We start from the raw sequence: 25,640 nt of genomic DNA, 5'->3' as shown, positions 1-25,640 counted from the left end.
AACAATTTTGCTGATCGGACTTGTTCGGCTTACAAGTGTACGCTAAAGTGCGTGTCAAATCCTAATAGTGAGTTGGAAGAGGTATTTTAATGAAACGTGCGGTGATTACTGGCCTGGGAATCGTTTCCAGCATTGGTAACAACCAGGAAGAAGTGCTGGCATCTCTGCGTGAAGGCCGCTCAGGCATCACCTTCTCTCAGGAAATGAAAGATTCCGGCATGCGTAGTCACGTCTGGGGTAACGTTAAACTCGATACTACCGGCCTCATCGATCGCAAAATCGTGCGTTTTATGAGTGATGCGTCTATTTATGCTTACCTCTCCATGGCCGAAGCGATTAAAGATGCAGGTCTGAGCGAAGAGGCCTACCAGAATAACCCGCGTGTGGGCCTGATCGCCGGTTCCGGCGGCGGTTCTCCGCGCTTCCAGGTATTCGGCGCTGATGCTATGCGCAGCCCGCGCGGTCTGAAAGCCGTTGGCCCTTACGTGGTCACTAAAGCGATGGCTTCCGGCGTTTCTGCCTGTCTGGCGACGCCGTTTAAAATCCACGGCGTAAACTATTCCATCAGCTCTGCCTGCGCCACCTCTGCACACTGCATCGGCAACGCGGTAGAGCAGATCCAGCTGGGCAAACAGGACATCGTCTTTGCTGGCGGCGGCGAAGAGCTGAGCTGGGAAATGGCCTGTGAATTTGATGCGATGGGCGCGCTCTCTACCAAATATAACGAAACGCCGGAAAAAGCGTCCCGTACCTATGATGCTAACCGTGACGGTTTTGTTATCGCCGGCGGCGGCGGTATGGTGGTAGTGGAAGAACTGGAGCACGCGCTGGCGCGCGGCGCGCATATCTATGCTGAGATCGTCGGCTACGGCGCAACCTCTGACGGTGCGGACATGGTGGCACCTTCAGGCGAAGGTGCAGTACGCTGCATGAAGATGGCGATGCAGGGCCTTGATACGCCGATCGACTATCTGAATACGCACGGTACTTCCACGCCGGTTGGCGATGTGAAAGAGCTGGGCGCGATTCGCGAAGTATTTGGTGACCAGCAGCCCGCTATCTCCGCCACTAAAGCGATGACCGGCCACTCGCTGGGCGCGGCGGGCGTGCAGGAAGCCATCTATACGCTGCTGATGCTGGAGCATGGCTTTATTGCACCGAGCATCAACGTTGAAGAACGCGATCCGGCGGCGGAAGGAATGAACCTGATCACTGAGCCTACCGAGCGTAAACTGACCACGGTGATGTCCAATAGCTTCGGTTTTGGCGGCACCAACGCCACGCTGACAATGCGTAAGTATCAGTAAGCGCAGCGTTAATATCAGCCCGGCCTGCGCCGGGCTTTTTTGTGTCTGCGTTACGTGCTGGAGCTGATTTTTGTTCAACAGTGCGCATTTTTCCCTCAGCAGGGTAAAAAGCGTCCGGTTCTGTTGGTGCTTCCGGTCACTTCTATTACACTCCTGCCGTCTGCTGGCAGACACCCTATTTTTTAACGTGGTTTTTTCTTTTAATTAACATCATCGTCATGATGTTGCGTAAGCGTTCACGTTAATCAACGCACCCGGTTCGGCAACTAATGCCGGGCATTAAGGGCGCGCGGCTGACGTGCGCCCGCAATAGCAGGAGAACCGTGACGAATGTCTGAAACGACAATCAACACATCGAGAAAAGCGACAGGGCTTATCGCCTGTACCTCATTTGCGGTCTTTTTAACCTATTTGACCGCCGGGCTGGCTTTGCCCGTTATACCGCTGTTTGTTCATCAGCAGCTGGGTTACAGCAATTTAATGGTAGGTATTGCCGTCGGTATTCAGTTTCTTGCCACGCTGCTGACGCGTGGTCTGGCTGGCAGGCGCGCCGATCGGCACGGTGCCAAGATCACCACACAGCAGGGCATGATGGCGATTGTGCTGGTAGGTGTCGCCTACCTGCTGGCGGCGCAGCTGCCGCTGGTGGCAGCGGGAAAGTTTGCGTTGCTGGTGGTGGGACGACTGCTGTTAGGCTTTGGTGAAAGCCTGTTGCTGACCGGCAATCTTACCTGGGGGCTGGGGCTGGTAGGACCGCGTCGTTCTGGCCTGGTAATGTCCTGGAACGGTATGGCGATTTACGGCGCGCTGGCGGCGGGTGCGCCGCTGGGGCTGCTGATCTATGCACGCTGGGGATTTACCGGTCTTGGCGCGGTAGCGCTGGTGATGCCGCTGATTTCGCTGGCGCTCAACTGCTGGATTCGTGCGGTACCGGTGCAGGGCGGCGAACGTCCTTCGCTATGGCGCGTGGTGGGGCAAATTCTATCGCCCGGCAGCGCGCTGGCCTTGCAGGGCGTCGGCTTTGCGGCAATTGGTACCTTTACCTCACTGTGGTTTGCCGAGCGTCACTGGGGCAATGCCGGTTTTGCATTGAGCGCCTTTGGCTGCGCTTTTGTCATGGTACGTATCTTCTTTGGTGCGCTGCCGGATCGGCTGGGCGGTACGCGCGTGGCGGTGATTTCGCTGCTGGTTGAAGTTGCAGGCCTGCTGCTGCTGGGATTTTCCAGCAACGGCTGGATGGCGCTGGCCGGAGCGGCGTTAACCGGCTGCGGCTGTTCGCTGGTCTTTCCGGCGCTTGGGGTGGAAGTGGTTAAACGGGTAGCACCACAGGTACGCGGCACGGCGCTGGGCGGTTTTGCCGCCTTTCAGGATATCGCCTACGGCGTTACCGGCCCGCTAACCGGCCTGCTGGCAACCTCGCTGGGCTATGGCTCAGTTTACCTCGCCGCTGCCGCCTGTGCCGCGCTCGGCATTCTGTTGACGTTACTGATGAAGAAAGCGGCTTAAAACAGCAACGCGAGTTTGTTTACGCCGCTCCCTTCCTGCATCACGATATGGCGCTGAAAAGCCGGGCGAATGGCCACGCCAGCACAAATTGCCTGAATGTGGCTGCTGATTTACGCCAGCAGCCAAACCAGCAGGGCAATCACCAGCATGGCGATAAACAGTGCCAGCACCGGCTTACCGGCCAGCGGACGCAACGGCGTCGGCAGCCAGGCGACCAGCGGGTTGTAAATCGGCTGCGGGTTAATATCGCTGGCGGCGCGTGGCGTATCGCTTTCGCTAAGGCGTTCAGCGCGGCGGGAAAAGAGCAGGTTCAGAAGATCCTGCGCCTGCGCGGCGGTAAGTACCGTCTGCGGCGTTGCCTGAAAGCGCTGCTGGCTGTGATCTTCCAGCATCTGCTGCTCGGCGCGATCCGGCGGGTGTTTCAGCGCCGCCTCCAGCATCTGTAGCGTAGGCGCATGCTGCTGGCTCAGCGTCTGGCGTACCTGTAAATACTGGGTCAACAGTGGAAAATGGCGTGAAGGGATCGGATCGCCGCTTTTCAGGCCGATCAGCTTCAGAGCAGAGGCCCAGATTGAGGAAGGCTGCTCGCCGGTTACGGCAACCAGCTTCACCACCTGCTGATTCAGCGTCTGATGCTCTGCGGGCAGCAGGGTGCGATCGCTGTTGCGGCTCAGCTGCGGTTGCGGAATGGTCATCTGACCGTTTTGCAGTACGGTCAGCACCTGGCGCAGCTGATCCGGCGACAGTGAACTCAGCACGGTATGCCCGAACTGCTGGCGAATAAAATCGCTTACCGCCTGGCGATTATTGCCCTGCGGCAGCAGCTCGGTCAGCTGCTGCAATAGCTGGCGCGTGGCGTGGTTATTCTGTACCTGCGTCAGCCTGCCGTTGAGAAAATTTTCGGCGGCAGGAAAGTGACGCGATTGCAGCTCCGCATCATTTTTTACCCCAACCTCATGGCGCAATCCGGCCCACAGCTCCGGTGCCTTCAGCGGGCTGAGCGACATAATGCGCACAATCAGCCGTTCCAGCGTGGTACGCTGAGCCGGAGAAAGCGGCTGCTCGCCTGGCGTACCGCCGCGAGAAGGCTGGCCAGCTACAGTTGTGCGATCGCCCTGAGGCGCGCCTGGGCCAGTAAGAGGTTGCATGGCGGAATCCTTAAAACGGCGGGTCAATATCCGGGCCGACCGGAAAGGTGGAGTAGAACGACATAATAACAATCCTGACCGTAAAAAATCCAGGGGCGCGACCTCGCTGCCCCCGTTTTTTCTGTGATGAGGTCAGCCTCACATCCCGTGCGATAAGGCCACCAGAGCTGGCTCAGGCGGTCGGATCGTTTTTCGCTACCTTTTCTGCCCGTTGCTTAAATAGCGGCTGACGTAAGCGCTGCGCCACCATCACGCCCAGCAGCGTGACGCCGCCGCCGATAAAGTGATAGCCGTGTAGCTCTTCATGCAGAAACAGCACGGCGATCGCGGCGGTAAAAATCGGCACCAGATTCATAAAAATGCTGGCGGTGCTGGCCCCCATACGCAACACGCCCTGAATCCACAGGAAAGGAGCGATAATTGAGGCAGGGATACCGGCGAACAATACCAACGGTATATTTTGCGTGGTCAGACTGACGTCTGGCGCGCGCAGGAAGTTGGGGATCAGCAGCAGTACGCCGAAGAAAATCTGCATATAAAGGCTCTGCCAGCCGGGCAGATCAATGGCCCAGCGCCTGGTCAATACGCCATACAGCGCGTAGGAGGTGGAAGCGGCAAACATCATCAGTTCACCTTTTCCCAGCCCGTGCGCCAGCAGTTGCGCAGGCTCGCCCTGGCTTACCAGCCATAACAACCCGGCAAACGAAAGCAGCGTGCCGAGCAGAATACCCTGCGTCGGTGCCAGGCGCAGTATAAACAGGCTCAGCAGCACCGTCAGCAGCGGAATTAACGCGTTCAGAATCCCCATAAACAGCGCGCTGACGCTGTGCGCTGCATAGTAGGTCAGGCACTGATAAAGCACCATCCCCAGTAATCCCAGCACCAGCAGCTTCCACCATACCTGCATTACCTGGCGGCGGTTACGCCAGACGGCAGGCAGCACAAATGGTGTCAGCGCTAACAGTGCCAGCAGCCAGCGATAAAAAGAGATTGCGGCCGGATCGATAGCGCCAGCCGAAAGTTTGCTGACGATAGCGTTAACCGACCAGATCAGTACGGCAAAAAGAGGAAAAAGAAAACTCATGATGATCCCGCCTTAAAACAGAGGGCGCTAGTGTACGCTTGTCCGTTTTCAGGCGGATAGCTAAAATCCAACAAAATTTTTACCCGCTGGGGCGGATCTTCCGCTGGCACGCGGCGGTATGAATTTTCGCAGGGAGTGTGGCACCATAAGTCACTCTTTTCCGTCGATGCAGGTAAGTCGCAGTGAAAATTCTGGTAGATGAAAATATGCCCTACGCTCGTGAGCTGTTCAGCCGCACGGGTGAGGTGGTTGCGGTGCCCGGCCGTCCCATTCCGACGGCGGCGCTGGATGACGCCGACGCGCTGATGGTGCGCTCCGTCACTAAGGTTAATGAGACGCTGCTGAGCGGCAAAAAAATTCGCTTCGTCGGCACCGCTACCGCCGGTACCGATCATGTTGATGAGGATTTTCTCGCCCGCGCAGGTATCGGCTTTTCCGCCGCGCCGGGCTGCAACGCGATTGCGGTAGTGGAGTACGTTTTCTCTGCGCTGCTGATGCTGGCGGAGCGCGATGGCTTTCAGCTCACCGATCGTACCGTGGGCATCGTTGGCGTCGGCAACGTGGGGGGACGTCTGCAAAAGCGGCTGGAAGCGCTGGGAATAAAAACGTTGCTGTGCGATCCGCCGCGTGCCGATCGGGGCGATGAAGGTGACTTTCAGCCGCTGGAAACGCTGGTGGCGCAGGCAGACGTGCTGACTTTCCATACGCCGTTGTTTAAAGAAGGCCCTTACAAAACGCTGCATATGGCGGACGAAACGTTGCTGCGCGCCTTACGGCCGAACGCCATTCTGATCAACGCCTGTCGTGGCCCGGTGGTGGATAACGCTGCGCTGCTGCGGGTATTGCAACAGCGTAACGATCTTAGCGTGGTGCTGGACGTCTGGGAACCGGAGCCGGATCTTAACGTAGAACTGCTACAGCGCGTTGACATCGGTACCGCGCATATTGCGGGGTATACGCTGGAGGGTAAAGCACGCGGCACGAGGCAGGTGTTTGAAGCCTGGACCCGCTTTATCGGCTCGGCGCAGCAGGTTGCGCTGGATACGCTGCTGCCCGCGCCGGAGTTTGGTCATATCACTCTTCATGGCGCGCTCGATCAGGCAACGCTAAAACGTCTGGCACATCTGGTGTATGATGTGCGCCGCGATGATGCGCCGCTGCGAAAAGTGGCCGGGCAGCCGGGCGAGTTTGATCGCCTGCGTAAGCAGTATCAGGAACGTCGCGAATGGTCATCGCTGCGGGTGCAGTGTGATGATGCGGAAGCGGCGGCGCTGCTGCAAAAGCTGGGCTTTAATGCGGTCTGGCAGCCAGCATAATTCTTATTTTTCTGCGTTGCCAGGTTGTTGAAAACCGCAGGGGAATAATCTGAATCAACGGGCGGTGAATATCACCGCCTTCTGTTTTTATGTCATTGTCTGGAGTAAATCACCATGTCTGACGGCTGGAACATTGCCCTATTGGGCGCGACAGGCGCAGTGGGGAGCGCTTTACTGGAGCTGCTGGCTGAACGCGAGTTCCCGGTTGGTGAAATTTATCTGCTGGCGAGCGAGCGCAGCGCCGGAGAGAGTGTACGCTTTGCCGGAAAATCGCTGCGCGTACAGGAGGCCAGCGAGTTTGACTGGGCGCAGGCGCAGCTGGCGTTTTTCGCCGCCGGACGCGAGGCTTCGGCGCGCTATGCCGAAGAGGCAGCCAGCGCGGGTTGTCTGGTGATCGACAACAGCGATTTGTTCGCGCTGGAGCCGGACGTGCCGCTGGTCGTGCCGGAGGTCAACCCGCAGGTACTGGCGGATTACCGCAACCGCAATATTATTAGTGTAGCCGACAGTCTGACCAGCCAGTTACTGTGCGCCATCAAGCCGTTGATCGAGCAGGCAGGTCTGGCCCGACTGCAGGTGACCAATCTGCTTTCCGTATCGTCGCAGGGCAAAGCCGCAGTTGATTCCCTGGCGGGCGAGAGTGCACGTTTGCTGAACGGTATACCGGCGGAAGAGCACTATTTTGGTCGCCAGCTGGCGTTTAACCTGCTGCCGCAGCTGGCAGACGAAACGGGCAGCGTAGCCAGCGAGCGGCGTCTGGTCGATCAGGTGCGTAAAGTGTTACAGGATGAAGGGCTGCCGATTGCAGTGAGCAGCGTGCAGGCACCGGTGTTCTATGGCAATGCGCAAATTGTGTATCTGGAAAGCCTGCGTCCGCTGTCGGCGGAAGAGGCGCGTGATGAACTGGCTCGTAGCGACGCAATCGTGCTGTCGGATGAATATGATTATCCAACGCAGGTCAGCGATGCTTCTGACAACAGCAATCTTAACGTTGGTTGTTTGCGTAACGATTACGGCATACCTGAACTGCTACAGTTCTGGTCGGTGGCTGATAATATCCGCTTCGGCGGCGCGCTGATGGCGATAAAAACCGCTGAGAAGCTGGTTCAGGAGTATCTCTACTGATGACGCAGGCGGTAAATCCAGACGCTTATAAACTGGCGCTGGGCATTGAATATGATGGCAGCCGCTACTACGGCTGGCAGCGGCAGCAGGAGGTTCGCAGCGTGCAGGCGCGGCTGGAACAGGCGCTGTCGCAGGTGGCGAACCATGAGGTAACGGTATTTTGCGCCGGACGCACCGACGCGGGCGTACATGGCACCGGGCAGGTGGTGCATTTTGAAACTACTTCGCAACGTAAAGATGCGGCCTGGACGCTGGGCGTCAACGCCAACCTGCCGGACGATATCGCAGTGCGCTGGGTGAAGGCGGTGCCGGAGGAGTTTCATGCACGTTTCAGCGCAACGGCGCGCCGTTACCGCTACGTTATCTATAATCATCGGCTGCGTCCGGCGATTTTACATGGCGGCGTTACGCACTTTCACTTCCCGCTGGATGCAGAAAAAATGCATCGTGCCGGACAGTGCCTGCTGGGCGAAAACGACTTTACCTCGTTTCGCGCCGTGCAGTGCCAGTCGCGTACGCCGTGGCGTAATGTGATGCATCTGAACGTCAGCCGCCACGGTGCTTACGTGGTGGTGGATATCAAGGCGAACGCCTTTGTGCATCACATGGTGCGTAATATCGTTGGCAGCCTGTTAGAAATTGGCTGCGGCAATCAGCCCGAAGGGTGGATGGCTGAATTGCTGGCGGCTAAAGATCGTAAGCTGGCAGCCGCGACGGCAAGGGCGGAGGGGCTGTATCTGGTCTCCGTTGATTATCCGGCGCGTTTTGCCTTACCGACCCCGCCGATGGGGCCACTTTTTCTTGAAGATTAACAGTCAGGCGCTGCCACTAAGGAACAGTCATGGAGCTCATCCATTTCATTATTGATTTTATTCTGCACATTGATGTTCATCTCGCCGAGCTGGTAGCGCAGTATGGGATTTGGGTGTATGCCATTCTGTTTTTGATTCTGTTTTGTGAAACCGGCCTGGTGGTTACGCCGTTTCTGCCGGGCGATTCGCTGCTGTTTGTGGCGGGCGCGCTGGCGGCGCTGCCGGATAACGATCTGAACGTGCATATGATGGTGACGCTGCTGGTGATTGCGGCGGTGCTGGGCGATGCGGTCAACTACATGATAGGCCGTCTGTTTGGTGAAAGGTTGTTCAGCAACCCGAATTCGCGTATTTTTCGTCGTAGCTATCTGGATAAAACCCACGCTTTTTATGAGCGTCACGGCGGAAAAACGATTATTCTGGCGCGCTTCGTGCCGATTGTTCGCACCTTTGCGCCGTTTGTCGCCGGTATGGGGCATATGTCCTACCGCCATTTTGCGCTGTTTAACGTGACCGGCGCGCTGCTGTGGGTACTGTTGTTCTCCTATGCGGGCTACTTTTTCGGCGCATTGCCGATGGTGCAGGAAAACCTGAAACTGCTGATCGTGGCGATTATCGTGGTTTCAATACTGCCAGGCGTGATTGAAGTATGGCGTCACCGCCGGGCAGCACGGCAGCAAAAACAGCCATAAACCATCACGGCGCAGGGGTATGACCAGATTTTTATCCACAGCGCTGAGTGGTTATGGTTTAATGAGCAACAATTATGGTCTGCTGAAGACGGCTTTAGCAGCAACAAGAAAAACTGGTCTCACCAGGTTCAAACAGAAAGGTCATCAATGAGCTGGATTGAACGAATTCTCAATAAGAGCACAATTACCCCGTCGCGCAGAGCAAATATCCCTGAAGGGGTGTGGACGAAATGCGACAGCTGCGGACAGGTACTTTACCGTGCCGAGCTGGAACGCAACCTGGAAGTTTGTCCTAAATGCGACCACCACATGCGTATGCACGCGCGCGAGCGTCTGCACAGCCTGTTAGATCAGGGCACGCTGGTTGAGCTGGGCAGCGAGCTGGAGCCGAAAGACGTCCTCAAGTTCCGCGACTCGAAAAAGTACAAAGATCGTCTGGCTGCGGCGCAGAAAGAGACGGAAGAAAAAGATGCGCTGGTAGTAATGAAAGGCACGCTGCACAGCATGCCGGTGGTTGCCGCCGCGTTTGAATTCGCCTTTATGGGCGGCTCCATGGGCTCGGTAGTGGGCGCGCGCTTCGTGCGTGCCGTAGAGCAGGCGCTGGAAGATAACTGCCCGCTGATCTGTTTCTCCGCCAGTGGCGGTGCCCGTATGCAGGAAGCGCTGATGTCGCTGATGCAGATGGCGAAAACCAGCGCCGCGCTGGCGAAAATGCGCGAGCGTGGTCTGCCCTATATTTCAGTGTTGACCGATCCGACCATGGGCGGCGTCTCCGCCAGCTTCGCGATGCTGGGCGATCTGAACGTGGCGGAACCGAAAGCGCTGATCGGCTTTGCCGGCCCACGCGTTATCGAGCAGACCGTGCGCGAAAAGCTGCCGCCGGGCTTCCAGCGCAGCGAATTTCTGATTGAAAAGGGTGCGATCGATATGATTATCCGTCGCCCGGAAATGCGCTTTAAACTGGCGAGCCTGCTGGCGAAAATGCAAAATCTGCCCGCGCCGCTGCAGGACAGCGAAGATCGTCCTTCGCCGACGGAAGCGGAGAGCCAAGAGGCCTGACAGATGATGGGAGGGCGTCGTATGCGGCGCCTTTCTCCAGTGAACCGTAACCTTGTGAACGGGACCCATGGAAAATCCTCAACTTCCTCAAGCCACGTCGCCTCTGGCCGCGTGGCTTTATTATCTTGAGCGTCTGCACACGCAGGCTATCGATTTGGGACTGACGCGTGTCGAACGCGTTGCCCGCACGCTCGATCTGTTAAAACCCGCTCCCTTTGTGTTTACCGTGGCCGGTACTAACGGCAAGGGCACCACCTGCCGTACGCTGGAAACGTTGCTGATGGCCGCAGGCTATCGCGTTGGCGTTTACAGTTCGCCGCATCTGCTGCGCTATACCGAACGGGTACGGATACAAGGCGAAGAATTGCCGGAGGCGGCGCATACCGCCAGCTTTGCCGCGATTGAAGCGGGACGCGGCAACACCTCGCTGACCTACTTTGAATACAGCACGCTGTCGGCGTTGCAGCTGTTCAAACAGGCGGCGCTGGATGTGGTGATCCTTGAAGTTGGGCTGGGCGGGCGTCTTGACGCCACCAATATTGTCGATGCGGACGTGGCGGTAATAACCAGTATCGCGCTGGATCATACCGACTGGCTGGGGCCGGATCGGGAAAGTATCGGGCGGGAAAAAGCGGGCGTCTTTCGGGCGGCGAAGCCAGCGGTAGTTGGCGAGCCGGATATGCCGCATACCATTGCCGACGTGGCACAAGAAAAAGGTGCCCGGCTGTGGCAGCTGGGGCGCGACTGGCGCTGGCAGCAACAGGAGAACGGCTGGCGTTTCAGCGATGGTTGCCTCACGCTGGAGAATTTGCCGCTGCCGCAGGTGCCGCTGCCTAACGCGGCGACCGCGCTGGCTGCACTCAGCGTCTCCGGGCTGAAGGTCAGCGAGGCGATAATTCGCCAGCACCTCGATAAGGCGATTTTACCGGGACGTTTTCAGACCGTCGCACAGTCACCGCAGGTGATTCTGGACGTGGCGCATAATCCGCATGCCGCCAGCTATCTTGCTTCGCGGCTGGCGCAGTTGCCAAAACAGGGCGTGGTGCGCGCGGTAGTGGGAATGCTGCACGATAAAGATATTGCCGGTACGCTTGCAAATCTTGCGCCGCAGGTTGATTACTGGTATGTCGCGCCGCTGGAAGGGCCGCGTGGGGCCAGCGCTGAACAGCTGCTGACCACGCTGGCAACCGACCGGGCTGCCGCCTTTGGCTCCGTAGCCGAAGCTTGGCAGGCAGCAATGCAGCAGGCTGCTGAACAGGATATCGTGCTGGTATGTGGATCCTTTCACACGGTAGCACAGGTCATGGAAGCGATAGATATGGAGAAGGGCAGTGGCAAGTAAGTTTCAGAACCGCCTGGTCGGTACGATCATCCTGGTCGCCGTTGGCGTCATCGTTCTGCCAGGCCTGCTTGACGGTAAAAAAAAGCACTATAAAGAGGAGTTCGCAGCGATTCCGCTGGTGCCGAAGCCGGACGATCAGCAGGACAGCGACATGGTGCCGCCGGTAACCCAGGCGCTGCCGACCCAGCCGCCGGAAGGGGCTGGCGCGGCGATTGGCGGCAACAGCAACCGTCCGCCGCAGTCGGCGGACAGCGGATCTACCGTGCCGCAGCAGAACAGCGCACCGTCAGTTGTTTCACCGCCGCCGGTAGTTTCCGCTAAACCGCGCGTCGAGCCGCCAAAACCGAAGCCGGTAGAGACGCCGAAGCCGAAGCCAGTCGAACAACCGAAACCCAAACCGGTCGAGCAGCCGAAGCCGAAACCGGCGGAATCTGCCGCACCTGCGGGTCAGGCTTACGTAGTACAGCTCGGCGCGTTGAAAAACGCCAGTAAGGTTAATGAGATTGTGGCGCAGCTGCGTCTTTCCGGCTATCGCGCCTTTACCGTGCCCGCCACGCCGGTACAGGGGCAGATTACCCGGATTTACGTTGGCCCGGATGCCTCAAAAGCTAAAATGCAGGCGGCGATCGGTGAGCTGAAAAACCTCTCCGGGCTGAGTGGGGTAGTTAAACCCTACAGCGTGCGTTAAGGCGTTTAACTTACAGTATCGATGCCCGGCAAAGTCAATCGTTATCGGGCATTAAACGGCGGCCGCACACCGCCTTTTTTTCGCGCTTTTTTTATTTTTATGCCGCAGGGAAAACGCTACGCAAACGTTTTCTTTTTCTGTTAGAATGCGCCCCGAACTGGATGCAGGGGCCTCATCGCTGGAATAGTTCATGGTCTGGATAGATTACGTCATCATTGGGATTGTTGGTTTTTCCGCTCTTGTCAGCCTGATCCGTGGGTTTGTTCGGGAAGCTTTATCGCTTATCACCTGGGGATGCGCATTCTTTGTTGCCAGTCATTACTATCCCTACCTTGCGGTCTGGTTCACCGGTTTTAACGATCAGCTGGTGCGCAACGGTATCGCCATCGCCGTTCTGTTTATCGCCACGCTGATTGTTGGAGCGATAGTGAACTATGTGATTGGCTCGCTGGTCGAAAAGACCGGATTATCGGGCACGGACAGGGTGCTGGGAGTCTGCTTCGGGGCGCTGCGTGGCGTATTGATCGTGTCAGCGATGCTGTTCTTCCTCGATACCTTTACCGGCTTTTCCAAAAGCCCGGACTGGCAGCAGTCTCAGCTGATCCCTGAGTTCAGTTACATCATCAGATGGTTCTTTGACTATCTGCAAAGCACGTCGAGTTTTTTACCCCGGTAATCGCGCCGGGTGTGCGGCCAATGAGGATATGACAACATGTGCGGTATTGTCGGTATCACCGGTTTCATGCCGGTCAACCAGTCGATTTATGACGCGTTAACGGTGCTCCAGCACCGTGGGCAGGATGCCGCAGGCATTTGTACCATCGATGCGCTGAACTGTTTCCGTCTGCGTAAGGCGAACGGGCTGGTCAACGATGTGTTTGAAGCTCGCCATATGCAGCGTTTGCAGGGCAATATGGGCATCGGCCACGTGCGTTACCCGACCGCCGGTAGCTCCAGCGCTTCCGAAGCGCAGCCTTTTTACGTCAACTCCCCGTACGGTATCACCCTGGCCCACAACGGCAACCTGACTAACGCGCACGAGCTGCGCAAGCAGCTGTTTGAAAGCGGGCGTCGCCATGTCAATACCACCTCAGACTCAGAAATCCTGCTGAATATCTTTGCCCAGGAACTGGATCGCTGTAAGCATCACCCGCTGGAAGCGGACGATATCTTCTCGGCGGTTGCTGCGGTACATCAGCAGGTACGTGGCGCATACGCCTGCGTGGCGATGATTATCGGCCACGGCATGGTCGCCTTCCGCGATCCGAACGGCATCCGTCCGCTGGTGATGGGCAAGCGCGAGCTTTCAGAAGGACGCACCGAATATATGGTGGCTTCGGAGAGCGTGGCGCTGGATACGCTCGGCTTTGAATTTCTGCGCGATGTAGCGCCGGGCGAGGCGGTTTATATCACCACGAAAGGGCAGCTCTATACGCGTCAGTGCGCGGAGAATCCGCGTAACAACCCCTGCCTGTTTGAATACGTTTATTTCGCCCGCCCCGACTCTTTCCTCGATAAAATTTCGGTCTACAGCGCCCGCGTGCGCATGGGCACCAAGCTGGGCGAAAAAATCGCTCGCGAATGGGAAGATCTGGATATCGACGTGGTGATACCGATTCCGGAAACCTCTACCGACGTGGCGCTGGAAATCGCCCGAATTTTGAATAAACCCTATCGTCAGGGGTTTGTAAAAAACCGCTACGTGGGCCGCACCTTTATTATGCCGGGCCAGCAGCTGCGCCGGAACGCAGTGCGCCGTAAGCTGAACGCTAACCGCGCCGAGTTCCGCGATAAAAACGTGCTGCTGGTGGATGATTCCATCGTGCGCGGCACCACCTCAGAGCAGATTATTGAAATGGCGCGCGAGGCGGGGGCGAAAAAGGTTTATCTTGCTTCGGCAGCGCCGGAGATTCGCTTCCCCAACGTTTACGGCATCGATATGCCCAGCGCGACGGAGCTGATCGCCCATGGACGTGAAGTGGATGAGATTTGCCAGCTGATTAAGGCCGATGCACTGATTTTCCAGGATCTGGACGATCTGATTGAGGCGGTGCGTGAAGAGAATCCCGATATCGCCCAGTTCGAATGCTCGGTATTTAACGGCATCTACGTGACGAAAGATGTCGATCAGCAATATCTGGAGTATTTGCAGTCGCTGCGCAACGATGACGCTAAAGCGCTGGCGCGGCAGAATGAGGTGGAAAGCCTCGAACTGCACAACGAAGGTTAATGCTTTGCGGGCCGGTTAATCCGGCCCGCTGTTTTTTTAACGCATTATTTTCTCTTACGCGATGCTTATTGGATTTACTTTTATCAATTCAGGTTACGCGCCTGAGTAAAATAATCGCTTTTAACCTGACGCTCGCTAAAGTGGATTTACCTGATTTAACCGTAGCATACTTTGCGTTCCGGTTATTCATTATTTGGTGTAGCAAAAACAGATTTGGTTTTTCTTAAATAAGAATGTGCCAGTACTTCGAGTTAAGTTATATTATTACAACGGCCTGTATTTATGTTTATCTGAATCAGGTTTTTATCCGCCAGATATAATGCATTTTTATATTAAATCAGTATCAAACTACCAGTGGAAGCGACAAAAAAAGATAGCAGTTAAATTAATGATGAGGCATTCATTTTATTAGTAATTAAAAAAATTACTTAATCTATGAGAAACGGTTTAACTGCTTCTGAATATCTCAATTAATAATTGACTCCTTCCCACTTTAGCGGTATTCCTCACTTAAAAAATATACTATCCGCTTAATTCATGGATGAACATTATGCCAGGCCGTATTACCGTCATTTCTCCCGTTCAGGATCTGTTATTCTGGAAACTGTCCGGGAAAGAAGCGCTTTCCGAACCCTTCAAGTTTACCGTGACGTTATTAAGCACCGCGGCGCAGGTTGACAGCGCCAGCCTGCTGGGAAAACCGCTGACGGTTTCCCTGCCGCTACAAAACTTCCTTTCTGTACGCCATCTGAATGGCAAAATTACCCGCGTGGCAACCGGCGCGCAGGAGCTGGACGGTACGCGCTACGCCAGCTACACGCTGACGCTGGAATCCGATCTGTGGCCGATGCAGCGCGACCGCAACCTGCGCATCTTTCAGGAGCAGACCGTACCGCAGATCGTTAAAACCCTGCTGAACGAATATCAGGTGCAGGTGGAGGACAAACTGTCCGGCAGCTACCGCAGCTGGGAATATTGCGTGCAGTATCAGGAGAGCAGCTTCGACTTTATCAGTCGCCTGATGGAGCTGGAGGGCATCAGCTACTTCTTTCGTCACGAAGAAGGCAGCCACACGCTGGTGCTGACCGACAGCCCGGAGCAGTTTAAGCCCTTCGACGGTTATGAAATCATTCCTTACCACCAGACGCCCGGCGGCGGCGTCACCGGCGAAGAAGGGATCGCTGCCTGGGAGAAGATGGCGCGAGTGACGCCGGGGCTCTACAGCGTTGATGACTACGATTTCCGCAAGCCGAACGCCTGGCTGCTACAGGCGCGGCAGAACCCAACTTCGCCGCAGCCGGGCGGCATTGACGTTTATGAATGGCCGGGGCGCTATGTAGAGCACGGCCACGGCGAGTTTTACGCGCGCATCCGCCAGCAGCGCTGGGCGGTCGAACATCATCAGCTGCGCGGTACGGCCACGGCCAGCGGCCTCTGTCCGGGCTGCACCTTCACGCTGATCAAAGCGCCGACGCCTGGCGACAACGGTGAGTACCTGATTACCGGCGTTGACTATGAGTTTGAAGAGAACCGCTACGCCAGCGGAGGCGAATCAACCCGCCATCAGCTGAAATTCAGCGCGCTGCCCGCCGATATCCCGTTCCGCCCCGATCCACGTACCCGCTGGCCACGCACTTACGGCCCGCAGACGGCAAAAGTGGTGGGGCCTGCGGGAGAATCGATCTGGACCGATCGCTTTGGGCGGGTAAAAGTGAAATTCCACTGGGACCGGGAGGCGAAGGGCGACGATACCAGCTCCTGTTGGATCCGCGTCTCCAGCGCCTGGGCAGGACAGGGCTATGGCGGCGTGCAGATCCCGCGCGTGGGCGATGAGGTGATTGTTGATTTTATCAACGGCGACCCGGACCGGCCGATTATTACCGGTCGCGTCTATAACGAGGCGAGCATGCCGCCGTGGGGACTGCCGGGAGCGGCGACGCAGATGGGCTTTATGAGCCGCACCAAAGACGGCACGCCAGCTAACGCCAATATGCTGCGCTTCGAAGACAAGGCGGGTGCCGAGCAGGTGTTTATCCAGGCCGAGCGCAACATGGACACCAGCGTCAAAAATGATGAATCGCACAGCGTAGGGGCCAACCGTACCAAAAATGTGGCGGGGAATGAAACCACTACCGTTAAACAAAACCGTACCGAAACAGTAGATGGTAACCAGAATCTGACAATCGGAAAAAATCAGGCTGAGACGGTATCCCTCAACAAAGCAGAAAGCATCGGTGTCGCCAAGGCTTTAAGCGTGGGTGCCGCTTACCAGACTACCGTGGGTATGGCGATGAATACCTCGGTGGGGTTGAGCCAATCTTCACAGGTGGGGGTGGAAAAATCTTTATGGGTCGGGGAAAACTACAGCGTCGATGTTGGTCAGGCTCTGTCCTGCACGGTTGGTGTCCGTAAAACGGAAACGGTAGGGCAGGTCTCGGTTACAAATGCTGGCGACCATCTTGAGCTGGTCTGCGGCCAGGCCCGAATTGTATTGACCAGCGATGGCGGAATTTATCTACAGGGAAAACATATAGAGTTGCTGGCGGAGAACGCGCTCAATGGCGATGCGGCTATGACGCAGTGGAACTGCGGCGCAACGCAAGCGCCGCCCTCCGCGCCGGGCGAGTGACAGGATATCCCCCGGAGCGGGTATCAGGGAGCGTAATAAAAACATATGGAGTAGAAAATGAGTGGAAAACCGGCGGCCAGACAGGGTGATAACACAGCGGGCGGACCGATAGTTCAGGGCGCGGCCACCGTAAAGATAAGCGGGAAACCGGCGGCTAGGCAGGGTGACGAGACAGCTGCCGGACCGATAACGCAGGGCTCGGCCACCGTTCTGGTGGGAGGGAAACCAGCGTCCAGACAGGATGATGCAACGTCTGGCGGCCCAATTACTAACGGGGCCGCCACGGTATTGATAGGGGCGCCAAATGGAGTTGCCTGTTCGGCCTGCCCCGGCGGCATGGCGGTCGGCAGCCCGGTCAACCCGTCGCTGGGGGCTAAGGTGCTGCCTTCCGAAACCGACATCGTCTTGCCCGCGCCGCTGCCCTTTGTCCTGATGCGCAGCTACAGCAGTTATCAAACGGATAAACCTGCCCCGGTCGGGCTGTTCGGGCCGGGCTGGCAGTCGCCAGCGGAAATCTTTTTACAGTGCCGCGAGGATGCGCTCATCCTTAACGACAACGGCGGGCGCAGCATTCACTTTGAGCCGCTGCGGCCGGGAGAAATCACCTTCAGCCGCAGCGAGCACCTCTGGCTGGCACGCGGCGGCGCGGCGAACCTGCTGAAGGGCCATGCGCTGGAAGAAACCTGGCAGGCACTGCCCGCTGAGCTGCGGCTCAACCGCCACCTTTATTTTGTCACCGGTGAGGCGACCGGCCCCTGGTGGGTGCTGGGCTATACGGAGCCTTACGTTCCGGACGAGACGGATATCCTGCCGCAGCCGCTGCCGCCGTACCGCACCCTCCAGGGAATTGCTGACCGCTTCGGCAACATCCTGCGCTACCACCGCGCGCCCGACGGCCCGTATAAAAACGCCGTTACGGCGGTCACCGACGGCAGCGGACGCACGTTCCGCCTGGAGCTGGTCACGCTGCCGGACGTGGCGACAGAAAACGGCGGCTGGGGGGCGGACGGCGGCGTGCGCCTGCGGGCGGTGTACCTGACGCATGACCCGGTCCACGGCCCGCGCGAGGCGGCGCTGGCGCGCTATGACTACAACGAGTGCGGGGAGCTGGCCGTGGTATATGACCGCAGCGGGTATCCGGTGCGCCACTTTCGCTATCATCCGCGCCTGGCCGGACGGATGGTGGCCCACCGCTTTGCGGGCAGGCCGGAGAGCCGCTATCAGTATGACGCGCGGGGGCGGGTGACCGTCCAGACCAACCCGGAGGGGCTGAGTTACCGCTTTGAGTATCACCCGGACCGCACCGTGGTCACCGACAGCCTGTCGCGCCGGGAGGTGTATCACTTTACGGGTGAAGGCGGGCTGCGGCGGCTGGTGCAGCACGAGCGCGCCGACGGCACGCGGGTGCGGCATGAATATGACGACAGCGGGCGGCTGACGGCAGACATCGACCCGCTGGGGCGCAAAACCGAATACCAGCTGCACCCCGGCGACGGGCGGCTGCTCGGTATCACCACGCACGACGGGCGTAAAACCCGTCTGGATTATAACCGCCGGGGCCTGGTGACGCAGACCACCGCGCCGGACGGCACCAGGACGGCGCGGACCTACGATGCGCCGGGGCGGCTTACCGCCGTGCGCGACCCGGAGGGGCGCACCGTCCGTTATCATTATCCCGACAACAGCGACCTGCCGGACGTCATTACCGACCCGGCGGGCGGCGAGGTGCACATCACCCGGACGCGCTTCGGCCAGCCGGAGACCGTGACCGACTGCTCCGGCAAACGGACCCGCTGGCATTATGACCGTTACGGACAGCCTGTTCAGGTGGAGCAGGAGGGCGGGCTGCGCACCCGCCTGCACTATGATAATTGCGGACGGCTGAGCGAACAGGAAAATGCCGAGGGTGAAATAACCCGCTGGCGCTATAACGAGGCCGGCGACCTGCTGACCACGCTTTATCCCGACGGCAGTGAAGAGCAGTTTCATTATGGTCCGCGCGGCGAATTGCTTTCACTTTCGCTGGGCGGGCTGACGCGGCACGCTGAGTATGATGCGGCGGGCAGGCTGACGCGGCTGGTCAACGAAAACGGCGCCGAAACCCTGTTCGGTTATGACCTGCTGGACCACCTGACGGAAGAGAGAGGTTTTGACGGACGTACCTGTTGCTATGACTACGATGCTGCCGGACGACTGATACGCAGCCGCGATGCAGGCCGGGTGACGGCATGGCATTATGATGAGGCTGGCCACCTCAGCCGTCTGGTGCGCGAGGCGGCCGACGACGTGCAGGAAGAGGAGCGCTGGCATCATGATATCATGGGACGGCTGACCGAAGTCTCCCACGTCAGCCAGGGGCACCGGGTGAGCGTGCATTACGCCTACAACAGGGCCGGACAGGTGACGGAAGAGCTGCAACGGGTGATTAACCCGCAGGACGAACGGGTCTGGCAGCACCGGGTCAGCCATGAGTATGACGCGCTGGGGCTGCCCTGCATCACGCAGGCGGAGGGGCTGCCGCCGCTGCGCAGGCAAACCTACGGCAGCGGCCACCTGCTGGGCGTGGCGCTGGGCGAACAGAGCCTGGTGGAGTTTACGCGTGACGACCTGCACCGGGAAACGGAGCGGCGCTTCGGCGCATACGTGCTGAACAGCCGCTACACGCCGGCGGGCCGCCTGCAGGGCGCGTACCTGCACGACGATCCGTGGCACGCGCTTAGCCGGCGTTATGGCTATGATGCACGCGGGCGGCTCACCGCGCTGCTGGCCGGCGGCGAACGCCATGACTACACTTATGACGCTGCCGGACGTCTGGTGCAGGCCACGGCGCCGCGCTGGCAACAGCGGTACCGCTTTGACCCGGCGGGCAACCGGCTGTTCCGTGACGGCGTACTGCCCTCTAACCAGCTGAGCGACGACGGAGAATACCGTTACCGCTATGACCGTTTCGGCAGCCTGGTGGAAAAACGCCGCGCGGGTAACGATGATGAGATTCATCAGTACGCCTGGGACGCGGCGCAGCGGCTGAGCCGTTACCGGCGCACGCAGGGAGATCGGACGCTGACGGCGGTCTACCTGTATGACCCGCTGGGGCGGCGGGTGGGTAAACAGGTGCTGAGCCGGGCAGCGAATGAGAGCGGCGCGTCGCAGCTGCAGACCTTCTGGTACGGCTGGGAGGGCGACCGGCTGACGGTGACGGAGCATAACGGCAGGCGGACGCATACGGTATACCATCCGGGCAGCTTCGTGCCGCTGCTGCGCGTGGAGGGGGAAAGGCCGCCGGACACGCCGTCGCTGGCGGAGAAGCTGGCGCAGGAGGCAGGGGTGACCTTCCCGCCGGCGGTAGTGAGCGCGCTGAATGAGGTTGAGCAGGCGCTGCGGGCGGACGCCGCACTGCCGGCGGAAAGCGAGCGCTGGCTGGCGATGACCGGCTTTACGCGCGAGGGGCTGCAGGCGTTTGTGAAGCCGCTGGCATCGTCAGAGCAGCGAATACACCTGTACCACTGCAATCATGTGGGCACGCCGCTGGCGCTGGTGACGCCGGAAGGAAAGGTGGAGTGGCAGGCGGAATTTGACCCGTGGGGCAACCTGCTGCGGGAAGAAAACCCGCAGGGGCTGTATCAGCCGCTGAGGATGCAGGGCCAGCATAAGGATGAGGAGTCGGGGCTCTGTTACAACCGGCACCGTTACTATGACCCGCGGCAGGGGCGCTATATCAGCCAGGACCCGATTGGGCTGGCTGGAGGATGGAATTTATATCAATATCCACTGAATCCACTTCAAAATGTAGATCCTTTAGGATTAAAAAGCTGTGAGCAATTAGCAAAAGAAATTAATGAGTTCGTTAACCGTAATAAAAATAGTAATCTGAATAAAGGGTGTGGTGGAACTCATGGGTTAAAAGCTCGTTTTCCCGATCAAATAAATGGAGCGAACGGGCCCGGCACTGAATCATGGTCTAATCATGAGATGCAAATTAAAAATCAACAAAAAGGCCTTAGAGACAGATTGCAAGATTGGGATCGTCAGGGCTGTGGTGGCGGTGGCGGTGGTAGCGCTGTTCCCGTTGATGCGTGGAAATGGGCAACTAAGCCCTCTCCATCAGAGGCTGAATGGAAAGGAAATAGTGCATTATCTGCTGAAGATGTTGTAACAGGCGTTGTGGTTACTGGTGGAACGATAACTGCTGGCTATTTAATCTATCGAGGGATAAGACTTATCCCATCTTTATTTCCACCTTTATGGCCTACATTGCCTGCAAATATAGCTCTCCCCTAAATGTTAACAGGAAATAATTCATGTATGATGAATTAAAAGACGATATAAATGCAGCTTTCAAAACAGATGAATTTATCTGTTTTGAAAAAAAAAATACAAATGCGAATTGCGATTTTTTATTGCCTTTTGTTAGTTCAGAGAACGATAAACCAAAAGAAAAAATACTCTGGTCTGAGGTATTAGAAAAAGAAAATGATATTCTTGGTTCTATTTTTTCATGGTATGAATGTGATATTTGCTTTCATTATTTATTTCCAACTATTTTACAGCATTGTCTGGAGAATAATTTTTCAGATGACGATGTGCTAATGTGTTTAATGGACAGATTTTCACCGTCTTTTTTTGAATATGGTGATTGCTCTTACTTTAATGAGTTTTCTAATTTATCAAAATTTCAACGTGACGTTGTTAAAGATTTCTTGTTGTTGTTAGAGAGTAAAAATACTTCTTTCCAGGAATCTTGCACCTCCGCGTTATCCGCACTGGACTGGTTGAATTCTAGAGATAAGTTAGTAGAAATAATTAGTTTTAATTTCTCCAAAGAGAATTTATTTTTAATTGAAGATATTACCAGTGAACAAGAAAAAGAAGGTGATTTTTTAAGGCACACTTTATTTAATATAAATTGGAGTGAGCTGGCAACAAAGAATAATTTATTATTAGCTTCAGTAATAGATGATTATCCACTGCTTTCGAATAAGGCTTTTTTATATTTTATTCCGGCATGTATGATTGCAACTTTATATGATTTTTTTGATGAGGATTCAAATATACCATTTAATACTATTCATAATATTTGTTACGCAAATCAACGAAATTTAAAAGATAAATTTATATTTGAAAAATTTAACATTTTTTCACTGGATCAAAAAAAGGCAGTTCAAGCCTTCCTTGAATTGATATTAAAAACTGGACGATCTGAGAAATTTGACAGAAGGAAAATCATGATTTCTTTAATGGAATTTTGGGCAAAATGATTTTTTAAATTACCGCTAATTCAAAGTCATCGCTCATTGTCTCGTTTATTAGCGAACGAAAAGAACTGTAGGCTAAGCGTCATCGAGTATGATGATGCGCTCTGTTACAAGATCATCGGGTTAGCCTGGCGCAGTCGTCTTGGGGCGCCATACAAGCCAGTTTCGCCTGCTCACAGTGGATAAAGATAGCAACCAATCGTTTTATCGACTTGTTTAATACGCAGATAGTGAGGTTAAATGGCGCTAGCGTTTTGTTAATTAGCGCTGCGTTGGCTCAAAGTGGCGCTTTGGTTGTAATCTCCTGCGCTCACGTTCAGAATTACCGCTCCAGCAAAAAGAAAGGCTTCATCATGAAAAGAGTGATCGTCGGTATTTCCGGTGCCAGCGGGGTAATTTATGGCGTGCGTATGTTACAGCTGCTGCAACCGCTGCCGGAGATTGAAACGCACCTGGTAATGAGTAACGCCGCGCGCCAGACGCTGGCGCTGGAAACGGATTATACGCTGCGCGAGGTACAGGGCTTTGCCGACGTGGTGCATGACGTGCGCGATATCGCTGCCAGCATCTCTTCCGGATCTTTCCAGACGGTGGGCATGGCGATTTTGCCCTGTTCGATGAAAACCCTTTCCGGCATTGTGCACAGCTACAGTGATGGGCTGCTGACGCGCGCCGCCGATGTGGTGCTGAAAGAGCGCCGCCGTCTGGTGCTCTGTGTGCGCGAAACGCCGCTGCATCTGGGCCATTTGCGACTGATGACCACCGCCGCCGAACTGGGCGCGATAGTGATGCCGCCGGTACCCGCTTTTTATCATCGACCACAAACGATCATGGAGATCGTCGATCAAACGCTTAACCGCGTGCTGGATCAGTTCGATATCACTCTGCCGGAAGATCTCTTTACCCGCTGGCAGGGTGCCTGATATCACATTAAAAGTTTGGTTTTGGTGCATTAATCCAGCCTGGATCACTTTTCGTGCATCTAATGCACCAAAACGTAACATTATCGCTTCTTCCTGTTATCTATCCTGCTATATTCCCATCACAAACAGAGCCATCAGGTCAGCCGGTCGCTGATGGCGGCGCCTGAGCTATACGCCCCGTTGCCGGGCAAGCTGGCATGAAAAGTGCAATTTCCTGAACGCAACCTGTCACGCATCACATAACAATAAGCTCTTCACTTGAGGATAAACCATGAAAAAGCGAGTTCTGGCTCTCTCTTTGCTGCTGGCTTTCTCCGGCGTTGTCAGCGCTGCCATACCTAAAACGCTGCGTATCGGTAACGATCCTACCTATCCGCCGTTTGAGTCGAAAAATGCCCAGGGCCAGCTGGTTGGTTTTGATATCGATCTGGCTAATGAAATTTGTAAGCGCATCGGTGCCAGCTGCAACTATGTCGAGAGCGATTTTGATGCGCTGATCCCTTCGCTGAAGGCGAAGAAAATCGATTTTATTATCTCCTCGCTCTCCATCACGGAAAAACGCCAGCAGGAGATCGCGTTCTCAGAGAAGCTTTACGCCGCTAATGCCCGCCTGATCGCGCCAAAAGGTGCCAAACTGGAACCAACGCCGGAATCGCTGCGCGGTAAAAATATCGGCCTGCTACAGGGCACTACTCAGGAGACCTACGCCAACCAGTACTGGCGTCCAAAGGGAGTGACCGTTACGCCTTACGCTAATCAGGATCTGGTTTATCAGGACCTGACCGCGGGGCGCATCGATGCCGCCTTCCAGGATGAGGTGCAGGCCAGCGAAGGTTTTCTGAAGCAGCCGGTAGGCAAAGATTACGCCTTCGCTGGTCCGGCGGTAAAAGATGACAAAATCTTCGGCGTCGGCACCGGTATTGGTCTGCGTAAGGATGATAGCGAGTTAAAAGCAGCGATTGATAAAGCCTTTAACGAAATGCGTCAGGATGGCACCTACGACCGCATCGCGAAGAAATATTTCGATTTTAACGTCTACGGCGATTAACCGCCGCTTGGTATGCAGGCTGTCGCGGTTGGGCGGCCTGCTGTCCGTTTTGTTATGCCAGGATTCCATTGATGCTGTATGGCTACTCTGAAGTGATCTTTCGCGGTGCGCTGGTAACGCTGGAGCTGGCGCTCAGCTCGGTGCTGCTGGCAGTGGTGCTCGGCCTGTTAGGAGCGGGTGCGCGTCTTTCCCGCTATCGCTTGCTGGCGCTGTTGTCAGAAGCGTATACCACCTTAATTCGTGGCGTGCCGGATCTGGTTTTGATGCTGCTGATCTTTTATGGATTGCAGATCGTCCTGAATCAAATCACCGAGGCGCTGGGCATGGCGCAGTTTGATATCGATCCGATGGTGGCGGGCATCATTACGCTGGGCTTTATTTACGGTGCCTACTTTACCGAAACCTTTCGCGGCGCTTTTATGGCGGTACCGAAAGGGCAGATCGAGGCGGCAACCGCCTTTGGTTTTACCGGCGCGCAGGTGTTCCGCCGCATTCTGTTTCCCGCCATGATGCGCTTTGCCCTGCCGGGCATCGGCAATAACTGGCAGGTGGTGCTGAAGGCGACGGCGCTGGTATCGCTGCTGGGGCTGGAGGATGTGGTGAAAGCGACTCAGCTGGCGGGGAAAAGTACCTGGCAGCCGTTCTGGTTCGCTATCGTCGCTGGCATCATTTATCTGCTGTTTACCACGCTCTCTAACGGCGTGCTGTGGTGGCTGGAGCGTCGCTATTCGGTGGGCGTCAAAAGGGCGGAATTATGATCGCTATTTTACAGGAATACTGGCAGCCGCTGCTGTGGAGCGACGGCTACCGCTTTACCGGCGTAGCGATTACGCTGTGGCTGCTGATCCTTTCCGTGGTTATTGGCGGTTGCCTGGCGGTGCTGCTGGCGATCGCCCGTGTCTCGCCGATCCGCGCCATCAGCCTGCCGGTCTGGCTGTTTACCTGGGTATTTCGCGGCACGCCGCTCTATGTACAGCTATTGGTTATCTATTCCGGCATGTATACGCTGGAGGTGGTGAAAGGCTCGGAGCTGCTCAGCGCTTTTTTCCGCAGCGGCCTGAACTGTACGCTGCTGGCTTTTACGCTCAATACCTGCGCCTATACCACGGAGATTTTCGCCGGGGCGATCCGCGCGGTGCCGCATGGCGAAATTGAAGCGGCGCGCGCCTATGGGTTCTCTACCTTTAAGCTCTACCGCTGCATTATTTTGCCTGCGGCGCTGCGTATCGCGCTGCCCGCCTACAGTAACGAGGTGATTTTAATGCTGCATTCAACGGCGCTGGCATTCACCGCTACGGTGCCGGATCTGTTGAAAATCGCGCGTGATATTAACGCTGCCACCTATCAGCCTTTTACCGCCTTCGGCATCGCGGCGGCGCTCTATTTAGCCATCTCTTACCTGTTGATTAGCCTGTTCCGCCGGGCAGAGCATCGCCTGCTGGCACATATCAAACCTCTATCGTCCCACTGAGTACCACT

Annotated in this window: 20 protein-coding genes; 18 read left to right on the top strand and 2 right to left on the bottom strand. The window is 56.4% G+C overall.

Annotated features, from left to right (window positions below; genetic code table 11):
• Positions 1-89: 89 nt before the first annotated feature.
• Both fabB and C7M51_RS10680 read left to right on the top strand, forming a co-directional pair.
• A complete protein-coding gene (fabB, locus tag C7M51_RS10685) occupies positions 90-1,307 on the top strand; it encodes a beta-ketoacyl-ACP synthase I (protein WP_160621778.1) in 1,218 nt (405 codons plus the stop codon).
• 330 nt (positions 1,308-1,637) lie between these two features.
• On the top strand, positions 1,638-2,813 hold the full coding sequence (locus tag C7M51_RS10680; protein ID WP_160621777.1) for an MFS transporter: 1,176 nt from the start codon (positions 1,638-1,640) through the stop codon (positions 2,811-2,813).
• Positions 2,814-2,923: 110 nt separating this feature from the next.
• Here the strand turns inward: C7M51_RS10680 and flk are convergent, their stop codons facing one another.
• Entirely contained in the window at positions 2,924-3,961 is a 1,038-nt protein-coding gene (gene flk / locus C7M51_RS10675; RefSeq protein WP_160621776.1) for a flagella biosynthesis regulator Flk, read from the bottom strand.
• Positions 3,962-4,133: 172 nt separating this feature from the next.
• Positions 4,134-5,045 (bottom strand): DMT family transporter, encoded by a 912-nt coding sequence (locus C7M51_RS10670; RefSeq protein ID WP_160621775.1) that lies wholly within the window; start codon positions 5,043-5,045, stop codon positions 4,134-4,136.
• A 182-nt stretch (positions 5,046-5,227) separates the two neighbouring features.
• Here C7M51_RS10670 and pdxB point away from each other — a divergent pair, with 182 nt between their 5' ends.
• From pdxB to C7M51_RS10590, 16 genes are all read left to right on the top strand, one after another.
• Entirely contained in the window at positions 5,228-6,361 is a 1,134-nt protein-coding gene (pdxB, locus tag C7M51_RS10665) for a 4-phosphoerythronate dehydrogenase PdxB (RefSeq protein WP_160621774.1), read from the top strand.
• A 114-nt stretch (positions 6,362-6,475) separates the two neighbouring features.
• Positions 6,476-7,486, top strand: a complete 1,011-nt coding sequence (locus C7M51_RS10660; protein ID WP_160621773.1) for an aspartate-semialdehyde dehydrogenase — start codon at positions 6,476-6,478, stop codon at positions 7,484-7,486.
• Positions 7,486-8,298 (top strand): tRNA pseudouridine(38-40) synthase TruA, encoded by an 813-nt coding sequence (gene truA, locus C7M51_RS10655; protein WP_160621772.1) that lies wholly within the window; start codon positions 7,486-7,488, stop codon positions 8,296-8,298. Before C7M51_RS10660 ends, truA begins: the two co-directional genes overlap by 1 nt.
• Before the next feature lie 29 nt (positions 8,299-8,327).
• The gene (locus C7M51_RS10650; RefSeq protein ID WP_160621771.1) at positions 8,328-8,990 is read left to right on the top strand and encodes a DedA family protein; all 663 of its coding nucleotides are present in this window, start codon (positions 8,328-8,330) and stop codon (positions 8,988-8,990) included.
• A gap of 147 nt (positions 8,991-9,137) precedes the next feature.
• Positions 9,138-10,049 carry an acetyl-CoA carboxylase, carboxyltransferase subunit beta gene (gene accD, locus C7M51_RS10645; protein WP_160621770.1) on the top strand — a complete coding sequence of 304 codons (912 nt, stop codon included), beginning with the start codon at positions 9,138-9,140 and terminating at the stop codon, positions 10,047-10,049.
• A 67-nt stretch (positions 10,050-10,116) separates the two neighbouring features.
• Positions 10,117-11,391, top strand: a complete 1,275-nt coding sequence (folC, locus tag C7M51_RS10640; RefSeq protein ID WP_160621769.1) for a bifunctional tetrahydrofolate synthase/dihydrofolate synthase — start codon at positions 10,117-10,119, stop codon at positions 11,389-11,391.
• The gene (dedD, locus tag C7M51_RS10635; protein WP_160621768.1) at positions 11,381-12,079 is read left to right on the top strand and encodes a cell division protein DedD; all 699 of its coding nucleotides are present in this window, start codon (positions 11,381-11,383) and stop codon (positions 12,077-12,079) included. The genes folC and dedD overlap by 11 nt, the downstream gene beginning before the upstream one ends.
• Positions 12,080-12,269: 190 nt before the next feature.
• Positions 12,270-12,755: a colicin V production protein gene (gene cvpA / locus C7M51_RS10630; RefSeq protein ID WP_141177879.1), complete on the top strand. Its 486-nt coding sequence runs from the start codon at positions 12,270-12,272 to the stop codon at positions 12,753-12,755.
• A gap of 36 nt (positions 12,756-12,791) precedes the next feature.
• On the top strand, positions 12,792-14,309 hold the full coding sequence (gene purF, locus C7M51_RS10625; protein ID WP_141177880.1) for an amidophosphoribosyltransferase: 1,518 nt from the start codon (positions 12,792-12,794) through the stop codon (positions 14,307-14,309).
• Between the two features lie 550 nt (positions 14,310-14,859).
• On the top strand, positions 14,860-16,938 hold the full coding sequence (locus C7M51_RS10620) for a type VI secretion system Vgr family protein (protein ID WP_160621767.1): 2,079 nt from the start codon (positions 14,860-14,862) through the stop codon (positions 16,936-16,938).
• A gap of 57 nt (positions 16,939-16,995) precedes the next feature.
• Entirely contained in the window at positions 16,996-21,216 is a 4,221-nt protein-coding gene (locus C7M51_RS22310) for an RHS repeat-associated core domain-containing protein (protein ID WP_160621766.1), read from the top strand.
• Between the two features lie 20 nt (positions 21,217-21,236).
• Complete coding sequence (locus tag C7M51_RS10610) at positions 21,237-22,193, top strand: hypothetical protein (protein WP_160621765.1); 957 nt, start codon at positions 21,237-21,239, stop codon at positions 22,191-22,193.
• Between the two features lie 350 nt (positions 22,194-22,543).
• A complete protein-coding gene (locus C7M51_RS10605; protein WP_160621764.1) occupies positions 22,544-23,113 on the top strand; it encodes a UbiX family flavin prenyltransferase in 570 nt (189 codons plus the stop codon).
• 271 nt (positions 23,114-23,384) lie between these two features.
• A complete protein-coding gene (locus C7M51_RS10600) occupies positions 23,385-24,161 on the top strand; it encodes a lysine/arginine/ornithine ABC transporter substrate-binding protein (protein WP_160621763.1) in 777 nt (258 codons plus the stop codon).
• A gap of 71 nt (positions 24,162-24,232) precedes the next feature.
• Positions 24,233-24,919, top strand: a complete 687-nt coding sequence (gene hisQ / locus C7M51_RS10595) for a histidine ABC transporter permease HisQ (protein ID WP_160621762.1) — start codon at positions 24,233-24,235, stop codon at positions 24,917-24,919.
• Complete coding sequence (locus C7M51_RS10590; protein ID WP_160621761.1) at positions 24,916-25,632, top strand: ABC transporter permease; 717 nt, start codon at positions 24,916-24,918, stop codon at positions 25,630-25,632. Before hisQ ends, C7M51_RS10590 begins: the two co-directional genes overlap by 4 nt.
• Positions 25,633-25,640 lie beyond the last annotated feature (8 nt).

The organism is Mixta intestinalis (genome assembly GCF_009914055.1).
GTDB lineage: Bacteria > Pseudomonadota > Gammaproteobacteria > Enterobacterales > Enterobacteriaceae > Mixta > Mixta intestinalis.
This window is presented reverse-complemented; position numbering and strand designations above follow the sequence as displayed.

Excerpts from the sequence above, each read along its gene's own strand:
- fabB (WP_160621778.1), top strand. The coding sequence starts at position 90 with ATGAAACGTGCGGTGATTACTGGCCTGGGAATCGTTTCCAGCATTGGT.
- C7M51_RS10680 (WP_160621777.1), top strand. The coding sequence starts at position 1,638 with ATGTCTGAAACGACAATCAACACATCGAGAAAAGCGACAGGGCTTATC.
- flk (WP_160621776.1), bottom strand. The coding sequence starts at position 3,961 with ATGCAACCTCTTACTGGCCCAGGCGCGCCTCAGGGCGATCGCACAACT.
- C7M51_RS10670 (WP_160621775.1), bottom strand. The coding sequence starts at position 5,045 with ATGAGTTTTCTTTTTCCTCTTTTTGCCGTACTGATCTGGTCGGTTAAC.
- C7M51_RS10660 (WP_160621773.1), top strand. The coding sequence starts at position 6,476 with ATGTCTGACGGCTGGAACATTGCCCTATTGGGCGCGACAGGCGCAGTG.
- truA (WP_160621772.1), top strand. The coding sequence starts at position 7,486 with ATGACGCAGGCGGTAAATCCAGACGCTTATAAACTGGCGCTGGGCATT.
- C7M51_RS10650 (WP_160621771.1), top strand. The coding sequence starts at position 8,328 with ATGGAGCTCATCCATTTCATTATTGATTTTATTCTGCACATTGATGTT.
- accD (WP_160621770.1), top strand. The coding sequence starts at position 9,138 with ATGAGCTGGATTGAACGAATTCTCAATAAGAGCACAATTACCCCGTCG.
- folC (WP_160621769.1), top strand. The coding sequence starts at position 10,117 with ATGGAAAATCCTCAACTTCCTCAAGCCACGTCGCCTCTGGCCGCGTGG.
- cvpA (WP_141177879.1), top strand. The coding sequence starts at position 12,270 with ATGGTCTGGATAGATTACGTCATCATTGGGATTGTTGGTTTTTCCGCT.
- purF (WP_141177880.1), top strand. The coding sequence starts at position 12,792 with ATGTGCGGTATTGTCGGTATCACCGGTTTCATGCCGGTCAACCAGTCG.
- C7M51_RS10620 (WP_160621767.1), top strand. The coding sequence starts at position 14,860 with ATGCCAGGCCGTATTACCGTCATTTCTCCCGTTCAGGATCTGTTATTC.
- C7M51_RS22310 (WP_160621766.1), top strand. The coding sequence starts at position 16,996 with ATGAGTGGAAAACCGGCGGCCAGACAGGGTGATAACACAGCGGGCGGA.
- C7M51_RS10610 (WP_160621765.1), top strand. The coding sequence starts at position 21,237 with ATGTATGATGAATTAAAAGACGATATAAATGCAGCTTTCAAAACAGAT.
- C7M51_RS10605 (WP_160621764.1), top strand. The coding sequence starts at position 22,544 with ATGAAAAGAGTGATCGTCGGTATTTCCGGTGCCAGCGGGGTAATTTAT.
- C7M51_RS10600 (WP_160621763.1), top strand. The coding sequence starts at position 23,385 with ATGAAAAAGCGAGTTCTGGCTCTCTCTTTGCTGCTGGCTTTCTCCGGC.
- hisQ (WP_160621762.1), top strand. The coding sequence starts at position 24,233 with ATGCTGTATGGCTACTCTGAAGTGATCTTTCGCGGTGCGCTGGTAACG.
- C7M51_RS10590 (WP_160621761.1), top strand. The coding sequence starts at position 24,916 with ATGATCGCTATTTTACAGGAATACTGGCAGCCGCTGCTGTGGAGCGAC.